Source organism: Bradyrhizobium neotropicale (genome assembly GCF_001641695.1).
GTDB classification, from domain to species: domain Bacteria; phylum Pseudomonadota; class Alphaproteobacteria; order Rhizobiales; family Xanthobacteraceae; genus Bradyrhizobium; species Bradyrhizobium neotropicale.
Genome location: NZ_LSEF01000113.1, coordinates 29661 through 47228 on the forward strand (window position 1 = coordinate 29661; position 17568 = coordinate 47228).

The 17568-nt window shown below is 63.4% G+C and carries 4 protein-coding genes; all 4 read left to right on the forward strand.

The genetic code is table 11. The features are described 5' to 3' along the window. Window positions 1-23 precede the first annotated feature (23 nt). The 4 genes from AXW67_RS36520 to AXW67_RS36535 all read left to right on the forward strand — a co-directional run bounded on the left by AXW67_RS36520 (window position 24) and on the right by AXW67_RS36535 (window position 17560). Window positions 24-1871, forward strand: coding sequence for a putative porin (locus tag AXW67_RS36520; RefSeq protein ID WP_245315831.1), 1848 nt, complete (start codon window positions 24-26; stop codon window positions 1869-1871). A 2-nt stretch (window positions 1872-1873) separates the two neighbouring features. Further along, window positions 1874-2467 (forward strand): hypothetical protein, encoded by a 594-nt coding sequence (locus tag AXW67_RS36525; protein ID WP_063681865.1) that lies wholly within the window; start codon window positions 1874-1876, stop codon window positions 2465-2467. 131 nt (window positions 2468-2598) lie between these two features. Beyond that, entirely contained in the window at window positions 2599-3483 is an 885-nt protein-coding gene (locus AXW67_RS36530; RefSeq protein WP_245315832.1) for a peptidylprolyl isomerase, read from the forward strand. Between the two features lie 313 nt (window positions 3484-3796). Then, entirely contained in the window at window positions 3797-17560 is a 13764-nt protein-coding gene (locus tag AXW67_RS36535) for a filamentous hemagglutinin family protein (protein ID WP_145928114.1), read from the forward strand. The last annotated feature ends 8 nt before the right edge of the window (window positions 17561-17568 follow it).

A 17568-nucleotide genomic window follows, 5' to 3' on the forward strand; every position in this document is an offset into this window, starting at 1 on the left:
TTGATGTCATGTGGCGTGCAGAGATGACGAAGCGACAACTGGCGGGGAGCGCGGCGATCCTGCTTGCGCTTTCTGTTCCCGCGTCGGCCCAGGACGATACTCAACCGGTCAAACGCCCAACGGTCTCGCGCAACGCGCCGCCGTCGTCCAACGCGACCGTCAACCTGATCAATCTGCTGGTGAAGCAAGGCACGCTCAGCGAGGAGCAGGCGGCAGCGCTGATCAAGCAAGCGGACGGCGAGGCCTACGTCGCCCGCCAGGCCACGCGTGATGCCACGGCGAAGGCGGAAGGCGCCGAGAAGGCTGCGACAACTGCAACGGATGCGGTCTCGCCGCCCGGCACCAAGCGCGTCACTTATGTCCCAGAGATCGTCAAGAAGCAGCTGCGCGACGAGATCAGGGCGGAAGTGATGGACCGCGCCCACAAGGAGGGCTGGGCCCAGCCGGGCGCGCTGCCGGACTGGATCTCGCGCATCCGGTTCTATGGCGACGTGCGCGTGCGGCACGAAAGCGATTTCTTCCCGAAAGGCAACGCGGTTGGCTTTTTTCCGAACTTCAATGCCATCAATACCGGCAGTCCGTTCGACGTCAGCGATTTGAGTAATCCGAACACCTATCCGTCCTACAATGTGGATCAGGATCGGCATCGTGAACGGCTCCGCGCGCGTTTGGGCATGGAAGCCGAGGTCTTCGACGGATTCTGGACCGGAATGCGGATCGCGACCGGCGACAACAGCGGTCCGGTCTCATTCAACCAAACAATGGGAGGCTCGGGCGGAAACTTCAGCAAGTACGCCATTTGGCTGGATCGTGCCTATATCAGATATAGCCCCACGAATGAGATGACGCTTAGTGCGGGGCGGTTCGACAATCCGTTCTTCACTGCGACGGATCTCGTATACCACCGTGATCTCGGCTTCGATGGCTTCGCCGCACAAGGACGCTACGAGGTAGAGCCGGGTATTACGCCCTTTGTGGTCGCTGGTGCGTTCCCGATCTACAACACGACATTCGACGTTGGTGCACAACTCGCGTCGGATGGCACGAACGCCACGTTCGGTAAACTGCCGAGCCGTGACAAGTGGATGTTCGGTGCGCAGGTTGGCGGCAATTTCAGGCCTCAGCCCGAGATTGAACTCACCGTGGGTGCCGCCTTCTATGACTTCAGTAACGTCCAGGGCAAGGTTTCGAGCCAATGCTATGTCTATAGCGTTCAGGACCTGTGCGACACAGACTTGTTGCGCCCGTCATTCGCACAAAAGGGCAATACCTACATTCCGCTGCGAAGCATCGTGCCGACGGTGTTCAATAGTCTTGGCACCCAGTTCCAATACCAGTATTTCGGCCTCGCATCGGCGTTCCAGGACGTGGATTTGAGCGCCCGCCTGGATCTTGGTCACTTCGATCCGATACACATCATCCTCGACGGCGAATACGTGCGCAACGTCGCATGGAATCGCAATGATATCGCTGCAAAACTGCTCAATGCGGGCACTTTCATCCCGAATAACGGCTTCGTGCCTCTTGGGCCGACAGCGGCCTGCGCAAGTCTTCCTTGTCCTCAAGTATACGAGGGCGGAAATCAAGGCTGGCTCGCGCGCCTGTCGGTCGGCCATCGAGAGTTGAAGCAACTTTGGGATTGGAGCGCGTATGTCGGTTACAAGTATCTCGAGTCCGACGCCGTGCTCGACGCCTTCGCCGACTCCGATTTCGGGCTCGGAGGAACCAATCTCAAGGGCTATTTCATAGGTGGGAATCTCGCGCTGTCGTCGAACGTCTGGCTGACGGCGCGCTGGATGAGTGCGAACCAGGTCGCTGGTGCGCCTTACGCGGTAGACATCTTCCAGTTCGATCTCAATGCGAGGTTCTAATGATGCGGCGCTTGGGACTTTCTCTGATTGCTTTGTCGGCGCTCGCGATCGCCACCACCGCGCACGCGGACCAGGAAGGCGATCGCCTGCGCGAAGCGCTGCGTACCGCCACCGCGCAGGCGAGGGCGGCGGAAGATCAACGCGCCGCGCTCCAGGCCAAGCTGACATCGGCCGAGCAGGAGCGTGACCGTCTGCGCAAGCAGAGCGAGGCGTATCGTGCCCAGGTCAAGGAAGCGGAGCAGGCCTATCGCCAGGCGGTGAAGGACTTCAACGAACGTCTCGGCGAACGCGACGATTCACTGGAGAAGTGGAAGACCGCCTATGGCGAGGCGGCCAGCGTGGCGCGCGCCAAGGATGCCGAGCGCGCCAAGTTCGAAACCGAGGCGACCGCGTTGAAGGCGAGCACCAAGGCCTGCGAAGCCAAGAACGTCCGGCTTGCGAAGATCGCCGACGAAGTCGTGACCAAATATGAGGCGATGGATCCGTTCGAGAAGGTTCTCGACCACGATCCGGTATTTGGATTGAAGCGGGTCGAGCATCAGAATGCGGCCCAGGACTTCCGTGACAAGATCCTCGAACAGAAGGCCAAGCCATGACCAGCCATGCACTTAAGACCGTTGTACTCGCGGGCGCGCTGTTCGCTGCCACTTCGTCCATGGCCATGGCTCAAACCCGCAATCAGCCGCAGCCTGCACCGGCACGCCCCGCACCTGCGGGAGCCGCTCCCGTGCGCCCGACAGCCAGCGAGGATGCTTCGGCGATCAGGAGCGGCGAGGTGATTGCGCGGGTCGGCGACAGTGACGTGACCGCGGAGGAGGTGCGTGCGACGATCCAGCTTCTGGATGCGCGTCAGCAGGCCGCGATGGCGCGTGATCCGGCCCTGCTCAGCCAGACTGTGCGGGCGATCCTCGCCAATCGCCTCGTGCTCAAGGAGGCGTCGGCCAAGAAATGGGAGCAGCAGCCCACCGTCGTCGCCCAGCTTGCGCGCGCGCGCGAAAGCCTGATCGTCGAAACCTATCTGCAATCCGTGACCGCGCCGCCCGACAGCTTTCCGAGCGAGGCGGAGGTCAAGAGCGTGTATGAGGCAAATGCCAGTGCTCTTCTCGTCCCGCGCCGTTTCCGGCTTGCGCAGATCGTGGTGGCGGTGCCGAAGGACGCGGACAAGGCCGCCGAGGACATCGCGCGAAAGAAACTCGAAGATGTCATGAAGAAGGTCAAGCAGACAGGCGCGGATTTCGGCGCGATTGCGCGCAGCGCGTCCGATGATACCGCGTCCGCCGAGCGCGAGGGCGAGATCGGCTGGGTCAACGAGCCGGACCTTCGGACCGAAATTCGCGGTCAAGTCACCGGATTGCCGAAATCGGGCATCACCGATGCAATCCGGCTCGATGATGGCTGGCACATCGTGAAGCTGGTGGATACCGAGGCTGCGCATACGCGGTCGTTTGCGGAAGTGAGGGATGCCCTGGTCCAGCGCATGCGAGCGGAGCGCATCGAAGCCAATCGCCGCGCCTATGTGGCGGAAGTGCTCAAGCAATCCCCACCTGTCGTGAACGAGATCGCGCTCTCCAAACTGCTGGAAGCGAAGCCCGACTCTACGTCGTCACGCTAGGCCTGCGTTCTGTCCGAATGGTCCCGGCCGAGTTGCGCGACAGCGCAGCTCGGCTGCTATTTTGCGCTCCGTGGAACAGTAGAGGCGGACCCCGGAATATCGTTGTTCCCAAGCGGCAATTGATCACCTGCGACCTTAGAACCTTTGTTCCGGTCGCCGATATCGTTAATCGTTAGTTAAATATCATATATGTGTAACAGTTTATGTGATACCCGAGACGCGCGTTGCGTGCTCTCAGCGGCGGCCGCGAACCGGCTGGTGCGGCCCTGTCAGCCGCCCTAAGCAACGCCCCGTTCCCGCTGGAGTGCGCCTCGTGAATATCGATCTGAAGTCTTCGGCCTTTTCGCTTCGTTGGCGCAGCATCCGTGCCGCGCTGCTGACCTCGACAGCTATATTGCCCGGGTTGATCGGCCATCAGGCCCAGGCACGCAGCCTCACTCCGAGCAATTCGTCGGTGGCCCCCGCCACCGCGGCTCAGCTGGCTGCTGGGCTGGCGGCGCAGCAAGCCGCTGCCGCGGGTGCCCAGGCGCAAGTCTCTCTCGCGCGTGCCGCGGCCGCACTTTCTGCTGCGCGCCAGGCACAGCAGGACGCCGCGGCGGCAGCCGCACAAGCTCTCAATTCGACTGTCAATGGCGTCGTCACCGGTGGTTTGATGCCGATCGGGGGGGTGAAGGACGTCACGGGCCAGAGCGCTTGCGGCGATTCTTGCTCGTCGCTTCAACTCAACACCCCGACCTCGTGGCAGAACGCAAACACGACCTTCACCCAGACCGTCAAGAACGGGCAATACACGGTGGACATCACCCAGACCCAGAATCGGGCGATCCTGAACTGGGAAACGTTCAATATCGGCCGCAACACGTCCGTGAAGTTCGAGCAGAAGTCCGCCGACTGGACCGTGCTCAACCGCGTGACCGATCCGACCGGTTCCCCGACGCAGATTCTGGGGCAGATGAGCGCGCTCGGCGGCGTCTACGTCATCAACCGCAACGGCATCATTTTCGGCCCCGGCGCGCAGGTCAACGTGCATGCTCTGATTGCCTCGAGCCTCGACGTCGGTGCGCTGGGTTTACCGCAGGATAAGCGCGACAAATACTTCATCAACACAGGCATCAACAATGCGAACGTGACCGCGTTCTCGGTTGCGCCCACGCACTCGCCTGGGTTCGGCTCGCCGGATGACGGCGGCTACACTGCGGAGAACAACGGCTGGGGCGACGTCAAGGTCAATGCTGGTGCCTCGATCAAAACCAGCGTGGTCGATCTGGAGTCGACCGGCTTCATCTACCTTTTCGGTCGCAACGTGTCTAATTCGGGCACGCTCACGTCGCCGGCCGGCGAGGTCGCTCTCGTCGCGGCCCGTAGCATCAGCCTGATCTCCGGCGGCTATTGGAAGCTGCCCTCGGCGGTGCTCCCTACCGGTGTGACCTATCGCGGAACCGACTTCCAGATCACCCACTTCGCCGACGTCTATAGTCCAGACGGCAACGCGATCGCACCCAACTACGCGACTGGGACAGGTCTCATCAGTAATGACGGCTTGATCGAAACGCCGCGTGGCATCACCCAGATGAACGGCGACCGGATCACGATCGGTCAGACCGGCATCATCTCGGCGGATACCGGTATCACCCGCAACAGCATGGTGCTGCTGCGCGCTGCGACCGGCATTGACCTGGAAGGTACGATCAGCGCGCTTCCCTACGAGGATCCGTTGACGCCCAGCCTGCCACAGGGTGGAAGCAGGGGGAGCACGGTACAAAGCTTCGCGCCGGCCTATGTCGAGCTGTCTGCTCAGAATTCGGTCACGGTGGGATCGAGCGGCCTGATATCGGCGCCCTCGGCTACGGTGGCGCTACGTGCCATCGACCTTGGAAATGGGCTGCCGAACGCTCCGTCCCTCTACACGAATTCTACGACAAACACGTTGTTCGGTAGCCCGGGCGTCCCCGGCGCGGTTAAGGCAAGCGTGACCGGCCCGCAGCAGGTCCTGCTGGAGGACGGCGCAACCATCGACGTCGCCGGGCTGCAAAACGTCGTGCTCCCGGCCAGCTACAATTTCATCCCGTTCAAGCCGACCGGAAATGAAGTTGCGGACATGCCGTTGCAGCGCAGCTTTTTGCCTGGCCAGACGTTCTACATCGACATCCGCGCGTCGGGGACGCGGAGCGACGGCACGACGTGGGTCGGAACTCCGGTCGCCGATGCCAGCGGTACGATCAACAGCTACGGCCGCAGCATCCAGCAGCTCATGACGACCGGGGGCGTCGTGAGCCTGCAAACGGACCAGATCGCAACGGACAGCTCGACCACCAGCCGCAGCGTGATTACACAGTCCGGTTCGGTGATCAATGTCGCGGGTGGCACGGTCAAGTACCTTCCGGGCATGGTCTCGACCACCAAGCTGCTCGGCGCCGACGGCCGAATATACAGCATGGCGAACGCCGATCCCAACATGGTTTATCTCGGCATCGCGGGGCAGTTCACCGTCAACCACTCCCATTGGCGCGTGAAGGAGATCTGGTCGACGGCGACGCAGATTTATCAGCCCGGGTATGCCGAGGGGCATGACGCCGGCGGCATCAACATCACCACCGTCAGCCCACAGCTCCAGGGTCAGATGTATTTCGGGTCCGCGGCGGGTGAGCGGCAAATCTCCCTCGGCCTCAAGCCATCGGCGACGAATGGCGTCACCGCCACTCAAGCCAAGGGCGATGAACTCCCCTCGCAGGGATATCTCACCTTCAATCTCGCGAGCAGCGTCGTGATCGGCACGAGCACGGATTCGACGTCCGGCGGGTTGGGAGTGACGAACCAGATCAGGCATATCGCCGACGTGCCGGACCCGTCGCAATTCGCTCCTGCCGTGGCGGGCGCCGATTTTACCCCGACCAGCGCCTACCAGACCGTCCTGTCGGCCGCGACATTGTCGAGCTACGGTCTCAGCCTGCTGCGCATCAACAGTAATGATCTGCTGGTCACGCACAATTCGGCCAATGACGCAGCAGGACTGCCCGACCTCAGCCTTGCGGCTGGCGGAACATTCTCGGCCACGACCGGCAGCGCGATCAGCGTGGCGGGCAATATTGGGGCGGCCGGCGGTCAGATCAGTCTGGTGACCGACGGCTTCGCGTTTAGAAACAATCCCTTCTTCAAGGCGGCCCAGACTGCATCCGGCAAGGACGACATCTTCGTCCAGGGGACGCTTGATGTCAGCGGCCGCTGGGTCAACGACACCGGCCGGTTCGGGACCGGCATGACTGGTCCGGGATACATCGACGGCGGTTCGATTTCGATTGCGACAAATACGAACAGCGATGGGACCGTCGACACGACTGGCAGCATCCTGCTCGCGCAGGGATCGCTCTTGGACGCCTCGAGCGGCGGATACATTTCCTCGACCGGGATTGCCAAGACCGCCTCGACGGGCGTGTTGGCCGGGCGTGGCGGCAGCGTTTCGCTGCTTCTCTATCAGGGCAAGCGCTATGATGTGCAGGGCGCTACCGGACCGGCGACGCCTACCGCTGGCAACGTCGCCCAACTCCAGCTCGACGGTAGACTGCGGGCCTATGGCTTCGAGCGCAACGGCACCCTGACGCTGGGCACGGGGAAGACGATCACGATCGACAGCACTGCGCATGCCGACGCAAGCTCGGGCATCGTGACCTCGACCGGCGGCGCGGGCATGACGGCCGTCACGCTCGCAGCCTCCCGGCTGACTGATGGCGGGTTTGGCGCTTATGTGATCGAATCGACGCCAGACGGCTGGACCGATACGAACGCGGTGATCGCCGTGGCCGCCGGGGTGAATCTGACGCTCCAGCAGCAGAACCTGGCGAGCCTTGCCGACTACCGTGCGGTCGGCACCGGCAGCAAGATCGCGGACGCAGCGACCCGGGCGCGCTTGCCGGACGATCAGCGCAATGTGGTCGACCTCACACTGAAATCGGACAACATCCTGCTCGACACCGGCGCCGTGATAGCGACCGATCCGCAGGCAAAGGTCAGCTTCGGCGGCATCCCGAACTACACCGTTTCGGATCCGACCCGGGAGCAGGCCGCTCAGAACGTCCTGCTGCGCGGCAGGGTGATCGATCATGGCGGCACGGTCGTGGTGAACGCGCAGAAGACCTGGCTTGGCCCCCAGGCCAAGGTCGACGTGTCCGGAACATTCGTGGCCAACTCCCGTTTCGGGCAGCCGAAAGGCCAGCTTGTCAGCGGTACGGTCCTGAGCGGCGGTACCTTTACCATCGAAGCCGCCGCGCCGAACGTTCAGGTCGGCACCCTCGCAAACACCTACACCCCCGGTACCGTGCCGTCCGGCACTTACGTCGTCGCCGAGCAAGGTGCTGTGGTCGACGTATCCGGCTACGCCACGTCGATCCAGGCCCAGAACGGCCACGGCGGCGCGGTCACGGTCCAATCCTGGAGCGACGCCGGCACCGTCAAGATCGACGCCGCCGCATTCGTCTGGGCCGGCACTTTCGAAGCGAAGGGTGGGCGCTCGGCCGACGGCAAGACGCCGCTGGCCAATGGCGGGACCCTCATGCTCGGCGGCGGCGCGATGCAGTTGCAGCAGGATTCTGCCAATGTCACGGCTGCGCTGTCCGGAACCCTTGCAGGCGGCCCGGCGACGCTTGCCAACCTTGCCAGCAATTCGAGTTCGCTCGTCAATCAGCTTGCGTCGGCGTCGGGTACGTCGTCTTCGATATTCGCCGCGGTCGATCGGCTGAGCGCGTTCGAGAACGTCCTTCTCTACAGCGGCACCGCACAGAATGGTGTTGCGCGAATCTTCACGGGCGTGTCGGGCAACACCTACGCCATTGCCGCGCCGACGCTGAGCCCATTGGCGATCTCGGGCTCCGTGACCTGGACATCCGACGACGGCCTGTCCCGACTCTACATCGCGGCCAACACGATCAGCTCCACGACGTCCGGCAGCACGGTTACGCTGGCCGCACCCTATATGCTGCTCACCGGCGGGGGCGGCAGCACCAGCACCGCCGGCAGTTCGCTGCATCTGGGCTTCCGCACCAAGGCGGGTGATCCGACGTCGGACGTCATCATCGCGCGGACGATCGACATCGAAAATGCCGCCTTTGCGGGCTTCAACGATATCGAGCTTAAGAGCTCGGGCGACATTCGTCTCAGCACCCCGAAGGTCGCCAACGGTTTCACGTCAGGCGGCACCTCGACGGACGCTGCGAGATTTACCGGCCAGATCGCGGCGGGTGGGGCGAACCTCATTCTCGACGCCCAGCGAATCTACCCTGTCTCGGATGTCGACTTCACCATTCAGACCACGGGTAACGTCACTTTCCAGGCCACCGCCGGCGGACGCAGCGTTATTCCCCTGTCGGCCGGCGGCTCGCTCAGCGTCTATGCAGCGACCATCGATCAGAACGGCAATATCTACGCCCCGCTCGGCAGGATCACGCTCGGCGATGACGGCACCGCGACCGGCAACACGTCGAAAATCCAGACCACGTCGGTGACCCTGGAGCCGGGCAGCCTGACCTCGGTCACGCTCGCCGGCACCATCGTGCCCTACGGCGAAACGGTCGACGGCGTGAATTGGTATTACAACGCCAGTCTCCACCCTCTGCTGGCCGCAGCAAGCGGTACGGAGCCGGTGCTGCCGTCGAAGGGGCTCGTGCTCAACGGGAACAACGTCGCGGTCAAACAGGGCTCGACCATCGACACCCGTGGTGGCGGCGACCTTCAGGCCATGGAATGGACCCCGGGCAAAGGCGGGTCCCGTGACACGCTGACCACGACGCCCTCGGGCCAGACCGTCTACGCGCTCATCCCGTCCTACAACGATCCGGTCGCGGCTTACGATATCCATTTCGCCACGACGCGCAGCGATGGCGGCCAGAACTTCAAGGCGGGCGACGCGTATCCGCTGGCGGGACAGCAAATCCATCTCGACGGCAGCACCGGCGTTCCGGCCGGCACCTATACGCTCTACCCGGCACATTATGCGACTCTGCCCGGTGCCTTGCGCGTCGTGGACTATGGCAGCAATCTCGGACGCAACATCCCGTCGGGGACAACGCTGCCGGACGGGACAGTGCTGGTCTCGGGACACTACACGCAATCGGTACGGCCGGGAGCCTACTCGTCGGGCAGCGAACTGTTCGCGGTTCAGAGCAACAGTGTCTGGCGCCAGTACAGCGAATACAACTTCAGCACGGCCAACGGCTATTTCACCGACAAGGCGAACCACGACGGCGTTGCCATCCCGCGCCTTCCGGTCGATGCGGGCCGCATCGCTGTCGTTGCGCAGCAAACGCTTCTTCTCGGTGCCACCGAGCTGAGCGCGCCCGCCGCAGGAGGACGTGGCGGCGAGCTCGATATTTCCAGCGACAAGCTGGCCGTGCTGAGCTCCAGCGTCAACCAGCAGCCGTACACGGCTGCCGGCTATGTCGTGGTGGCGAGCGAGCAGCTCGCGAGCTTCGAAAGCGTGCTGATCGGTGGACTGCGCAGCGATACGTCGAAGGGCACGCTGATCACGGGAACTGCGTCTGAGCTCGTGGTCGATACGCCGGATGGCTTGTCGCTTCCAGAGTTCATGTTCGTGACGAGCCCGCTGAGAACGACGCAACAGACTGTCTCGTCGTCGTTCCAGGTCAACATGAACGGCAATTGGCTCGACGGCACCTCCCAGTTCACCGCCACGGTGCCGAAGGGCACCGGCACCATCTCGATCGCGACTGGCAGCGTGATCACGACCAGCGGGAACGTTCATACCGGCGCCGGACGCAACTTCTATGTCGGCTCGAATCCGAGCGGCAGCACCACGGCACAGCAAGTGGCGACGGCTCTCGGAGGAACGCTGGATTCCACCGGCGCCGTCATCACGGGCGCCGATGTCAACAAGCTACCCGTCAGCGTTCCGGGGATAGGCTACAACAACAACCCGTCCACAGCCGTGTTGTCCAGCTATGCCAGCCAGGGCCTCGGTGCCCTGTTTGTCGCGTCTCAGGATTCGACGATTTCTGTCGCGGGACCCTCAGCATCACCGCTGACGATCCAGTTCACGACGCTGGCGGGCAGCAACAATCTGGTGCGCAACGCCGATGGCAGCAGCGGTCCGGCCACGATCACCTTGGGCGGCAATGTCGGTCATGTCGAGATCGAGGCGGGCGCGCATATCTCGACCAACAACCTGTTCATCCAGGCAACGGCAACCACCAACAACATCATCCTCAACAAGCCGGTCGCGGGCAATCCCAACGCGCCGGCCGCCACCATCACCGCGAACCAGGCAAAGTTCGCGGGTCGCAGCATCGGGATCGGGGCGAGCTCGAGCGACGGCGTGATCCTGAATCAGACCAATCTGGATCAGCTCTCGGGTGTGAAGAATCTGACGCTCGCCGCAGTCGGGGGTGACATCACGTTCTACGGCTCCAATCTGATCCAGGCGACAATGCAGGGGCTGACGTTAGATGCGCGTGCAGTCAGGGGGACTGGCGGCAATAGCACGATCGAGGTCGGCGGCACCGTGACGCTGCTCAACAGCAGCGCGACCGGCACATCGGCGCAGGCGAGCCCGAGCGGAAGTCTCGGCATCGCCGCAACCGACATCGTATTCGGCGGCGGCACCCAGACGATCGCAGGATTCTCGCAAGTGAACCTCGCTGCCAGTGACCAGGTCCTGTTCAAGAGCCAGGGCTCGCTGAGGCTCGGGACCGGAAGCGACGTGGACGGTCTCCCGACCGACGTGGTCGGTCTCCAGATGATCACGCCGCTGGTTTCGGTCGGCGGCAGCACCTCGAAGGGCGGCGGATCGTTCGTCGTTGTCACCTCCGGTGCCGTCAACATCGGCGACACCATCGTCAATCCCAACAACCCGCCGGTCCGGTCCGATTCGCCCAAGGACAGCAGTGACACCGGCGGCAGCCTGATGATCCAGGGCAGGAGCGTCAGCATCGGCGGCTTTGCCGATGATCAGGGCAATCAGCGTTCGGGCACCGTCATCCAGGCGCAGGCCGGTTCGATCACGCTCGAGGCGACGAAAGGAGACGTGACGCTCGACCACAACGCCTATTTGTCGGCGCGCGGCTACGCCAAGAACCTGATCGACACGGCAACCTATCTCCCTGGTGGAAAAATCGTGCTGAAGGCCGATCGCGGCAACGTCGTCACACGCGGCGTCAGCGCTTCGGCCAAGGGCAACGACGCCAGCGTGATCGATGTGGCGCAGCCGGATGGTGGCATGGGCTATGGCGGACAGGTCCGGATTCTCGCGACCGCCGGTCAGGCGACCGTGCTCGGGGACCTCCGTGGCAAGGGTGGCAACGGTCTCGGCGGCGGTATCCAGATCGACACCAACAGTCTCCAGGTCGACGGCAGTGGCTTCACGCCCGAGGTGGCGCTCGATCCGCTGGCGGACAAGTTGCTGGCGGGCGGCTTCACCGGTGCAGTCGACATCCACACCCGGACCGGCGACCTGATCCTGTCCCAGGGACACACACTCAAGGCCAACTCGGTCACGCTCACGGCGGATGACCAGACGTGGGACACCACCGACCCGACGAGGCAGTTCGGACGCATCGTCATCGCCGGCACGATCGACGCCAGCGGCTATGCGGGCAGAACGGCTGACGGCACCGGGCAGGCGGGTGGACAAGTCAACCTTTACGCCGCCAACGAGATCACCCTGACGGCGACGGGGCTCATCAACGCATCCACCGAGCACGGCGATGAACGCGGCGGCGACGTGACGATCGCGATCGGCTGGGGCACCAAGAGCAACGCAGGCATCGACCTTCAGCCGGGCTCGCGCATCGACGTCCATGGCGGCACCAAGGGCGGGTTGAGCGGCGGGACGGTCCTGGTCCGTGCACCGAACGACGGCGGCAACGACGTCTACATCACGGAGATCGCGTCGACGATCACCGGCGCCCGCGACGTGACGATCGAGTCCTTCGTCAGCTTCAGCACCAACGGCCAGGGCGGTATCGATGCGTCCTCGCTCGGGTGGAACGGCGTGCTCGATCCGGGCGGCTCGGTGACGAAGACGAGCCTGAAGGTCAACACGGTGTATGTGCCTCCGGGCAGCGGTGGGGCGTACACCCAGGTTCCCGACGTGATATTCTCCGCGCCTGCGACGTCCGTGACCGGGCTCAAGAGCATTTCGATCGCCTCGACGAGCAACTGGTATCACCTCGATCCCAATCTAATCGGCGAAGTCGTGATCGAGGCGCCCGCGGGCGGCACCGCCGCAAGCGGCATCGTGACGACCGACGCGAACGGCGTTCCCACGTTCACCATCACCAATCCGGGCAGTGGCTTCACCGGCGCGCCCGCGACGATCCGCTTCTACAGCCAGGGCGTTCTTCTCACCACCGCGCACCTGACGAGCAGCGACTTCGCCAGCGCGCAGTTGACGACGACGGCCGGCCAGGCCCAGGGCACTGCGGTGATGGGGCTCAAGAGCATCTCGATCGCCTCGACCAGCGGCTGGTATCATCTCGATCCCAATTTTGCAGGCAATGTGGTGATCGAATCCGCGTCGGGCGGCGCTTCGGCGACCGGAACCGTGACGACGGACGCGAATGGCGTTCCGACCTTCACCATCATCGGCGCCGGCAGCGGCTTTACGGGCGCGCCTTCCACCATCCTGTTCTATCGCGACGGCAAGCTCATTCTCACCGGGCATCTGACGAGCAGCGATTTCGCCAGCACCGTGATGACGGTCGTCGGCGTCAATGTGACGAATGCCGGCAACTACACCCCCGGCACGGCGGCCACCGCCAGCTTCTCGGGCGGCGGCATCGGCGCGACGGAGGCTGCTTCGGTCGCGGCGGACATGGATACGGCCGCGGCGACGGGCTCGGGGGCCTTTGCCGCCGTGACGCTGCGGCAATATGTGCAGGGCAATTGGACCTACAACACCAACACCGAAGTCAAGCACTACGGTTTCAGCGGTGCGATGGATCGGATCGTGAAGCCGCTCGCCGGCGAGCTCGGTTCGGTGGTGCATCTGCGGCCGGACGTCGACCTCGTCAATCCGGATCCGACCATCAACGGCGGCAACATCACCGTCGCCAGCAACTGGAATCTGGCGGCCGGCACCGTCGGGAAGCTGCAGAACAACACCGGCTCTCTGGCGGGGACCCAGTACTTCGATCCCAGCATCAGTTACGTCGATTTTGCCTACCGCTATCTGGCGAACTACGGAAGTGCGGACGTGCCGAGCTACGGGGTCGAAGCCGGCGCACTGACGCTGCGCGCGTTCAACAACATCAACGTGAACGCCTCGATCTCCGATGGGTTCTTCCAGTTCGGGGATTATCTGAACCCGATCTACCGGAGCGCCGTTTCGGCCTATCTCCGCAGCGCTACCCCGCGGGGAATCGACGGCAATAATGGTGCCAACTTGAACAACTACAAGCCGGCTCCAATCGCGCCGTACAATACGACTGGAAATCCCAACGGCATCAGCGCGAGTGCGACCGACCTCGACGAAGCGGACCTGTTCCCGCACACGCTGAATGTCTGCATCAGCCATTGTGGTGCCGACTCAGCGCCGGATGGTCTGGCTGCGATCACCAATCCCGGCTCGTGGTCCTACCGTCTGACGGCCGGCGCCGAAATCGGGAGCGCCAATCCAAACGCGATGCAGTCGCTCGCAAGCGTGAACAAGCGCGGTGCCGGGGACGTCGTCGTGAACGGGCACGTCCTGGCCACGACCATCGCACCAAACCTCAATCTCCCGACCATGGTGCGGACCGGCACCGGCAGCATCTCGATCGCGGCCGCGCGCGACGTCAGTCTCGCCGATACCGCCGCGCCGGGCGTCATCTACGCTGCGGGCGTGAACACGGCCCGATACGCCAATCCCTATGATGCGTCCGGCAATGTGACGGATGCCAACGGCTTCCTCGAGCCGCAGCTGTTGAGCTATGGCAGCAATACGCAGGGCGGCGCGGCACTAGTCTACGGCGCGCCGACCAGCGCAGCATTTCCGGTTGCTGCGGGTGACGTGTCGGTCGTCGCGCAGGAGGACATCAAAGGGTACAGGAATGTCACGACAACGAACATATTCAATCAAACCACCCTGTGGAATGCCTACTATACGCCTTGGCTCATCGCCGATGCTGGAGTGACGAACTTGGTCGGCGCACCGACCGTGGGCGCCGGCGTGTTCGTTTCCAGCGACCGCATTGCATCCCAGACCGCCTGGTGGATTCAGTACGCCAGCTTCCGCGAGGGCATTCTTTCGGCCGGTGGCAACGTCAACGTTACGGCAGGACGCGATCTGGTCGACGTCTCGGTCTCGCTGCCCACGACCGGGCGGGTCACTGGCGGGCTTTCTTCGGCGAGCACGCCGGTGACCCAGCTCTACGGTAGCGGCAACATGATGGTGCGGGCAGGCCGCAATCTGCTGGGCGGTTCGTATTACGAAGGCTCGGGGCACGCAAGCATCCAGGTTGGCGGCCTCGTGGATGCGAATGGCACAATCACGCTCAAGGCGGCCAATACGACGGCGCCCAACTATACACTGCTTGCGGTGGACACTGGCCAGATCAGCATGATCTCAGGCGGATCGATGGCGATCGGCGGCGTGGTCAACCCCGCCCAGTTGCATCTTCAGTCAACCACGGCGGCCAATCCCTTGGGTGCGGCGAGCAGCCTTCTCATGAACACCTACGGGCAGGACAGTGGCGTGAACCTGACCGCGGTCACCGGAAATCTGAATATCGCGATGCCGCAGACGTTCGGTACGGTCCCCTGGAACACCTCCGGTTTGACCTACCCGGCGAGTTTCACGGCCATCGCTGCGGGCGGGGACATCACCACAAAGGGACTCGTGACCAATTCAACCGTAGGGGCCCAGAATCCTGCCATGCCCGGCATCGTCCTGACCGGATCGGAGAATGGCAGGTTTGAGCTGCTCGCGCAGGGCAGCATCGATCTGACCGGCGGCTATACCAATCTGGCCACGTTCGCGCCGTCTATTTCGGCGGGGCCGTCGCTGCTCGACACGGCGTTCGATCCCTACCAGCCCAACAACGGCATGACAGGCGCCTTCAGTTCGGCGTTGCTGGCGCACCGGGACGACCACGATACCAACCCTGCGCGCATCTACGCGGTGTCGGGCAACATCTCGGCGGTAGCGACCACGAGCAGCACGGTTAACCGGATTCCGGGTACGAGCACGATTGTCTCGGTCACGCCGACGTCGTACGCGAGAGTCGAACTCAACCGTCCGGCGAAGATCTATGCCGGCCGCGACATCCTCAATCTCAACCTCATCGCCCAGAACATCGCAGCCGACGATGTCACCACGATCCAGGCCGACCGCGACATTCTGTACAATTACGGCGGCGGAACGGCAAATGTGAACAACCAGGCCGTGACCTTTGGCGGACCGGGACTGCAGATCGCGGGGCCGGGATTCCTGGTGGTACAGGCCGGCCGCGATCTCGGACCGTTCCTGCCCGTGACGCGCGACAGCATCACATACACACCGGCCCAGGAAGGTATCGCCTCGGTCGGCAACGCCAGCCTGTGGCCGGTCGGCAACCGATATGTCAGCCAGGGCTCGAGCGGCATGTACGACATAACGCTGCTCGGCTCCGTCAGCTCAACCACGAAAAAGCGCAACGAGCTGCTGCCCGGCACCGGAGCCGACATCATCACCATGTTCGGCGCCGCCAAAGGCATCAATTACGACGGTTATTGGGCCAAGGATCCCAACACCAATCAGCTTGTCCTTCACCCCGGCGTGATTTCCACCTATCTCGATCCGGCCAACGCCTCGAACGTCGCGCAAAATTACGCCTTCAATACAGATGCGCTTCGGAGCTATCTGAAGAGCGACGCGCTGTTCGACTTCTTTAACACCCCGGCCGGTCGAGCCACGCTGAAACAGGCGAACATCAATGCTTTGAAGGGCGATGGTTCAATCGATCGTGCTGGTCTGAATCAGTACTTTGATCTTCTAGCGCGCCCGTGGGATTTCTTTGCTAATGCGCTGCCGCAGCAAATTCAGAACGGGTTCGTCGATCTCGGCGCCTTCTTGCTGCGCATCGGTTTACGTCCCGAAAATCAGGCCAGCGCGTTGGCGGATTTCTACGCCTTGCCGAAGGATCTCCAGCACGTCTTCGCCGACCAGGTGTTCTTTGCCGAGCTCAAGGCCGTAGGCCAGGCGCAGACCGGAACGTCCGGCAACTACCAGCGCGGTTACGAGGCGATCAACACGATGTTCCCGGCGGACTTCGGCTACACCCGGAACGCGCTGGGCGGCGGCACCAACGGCGCGAATACGCTGAAGCATACCGGCGACCTCGATCTCCTGCACGCGACGATCCAGACCAAGCTCGGCGGCGACATCTCGATCTTCGGTCCGGGCGGGACGATCCGCGTCGGCTCGCTCGCGCTCGAGCCGAACCCGCTGCTCAAGCCGAACGATCTCGGCATCCTCACGCTCGGTGTTGGCGACATCAACACGTTCACGGATGCCAGCGTGCTGGTGAACTCAAGCCGGGTCATGACCCAGCAGGGCGGTGACATCCTGATGTGGAGCTCGAACGGCGACCTCGACGCCGGCCGCGGCGCCCAGACGACGCTGTCGTTCCCGCCGTTGCAGGTCGTGTTCAACTCCGACGACTATCAGAGCGTCGATCTCGGCGGCCTCGTCAGCGGCGCCGGCATCGCCGTGATCCAGAGCTCGAAGGTTGCGAAGAAGTCCAACACCTATCTGCTCGCGCCGCGCGGCACCGTCGACGCCGGCGAAGCGGGTATCCGGGTGTCGGGCAATCTGACGATCGCGGCCGTGCAGGTGGTTAATGCCGGCAACATCCAGGTGGGCGGCACCTCCACCGGCATCCCGACGGTTACAGCCCCGAATATCGGCGCGCTCAGCGCGGCCTCGAACACGGCCGGCGCCGCGGCCAAATCGGCAGAACCGCCGACGGCTGCGGGCAACAATGATCGTGCCTCCGTCTTCATCGTCGAGGTGGTCGGCTACGGCGGCGGTGACACTGGTGGTCAGGACTCCAACCCGTCCTCAAGCAGCGGACAGGGGACCAAATCCGACGATCAGGAACGCAAGCAGCCGTAAGGAGGCGC

Bases quoted from the DNA above. Each gene is read 5' to 3' on its own strand.
- AXW67_RS36520 (WP_245315831.1), top strand. From the start codon at position 24: ATGACGAAGCGACAACTGGCGGGGAGCGCGGCGATCCTGCTTGCGCTT.
- AXW67_RS36525 (WP_063681865.1), top strand. From the start codon at position 1,874: ATGCGGCGCTTGGGACTTTCTCTGATTGCTTTGTCGGCGCTCGCGATC.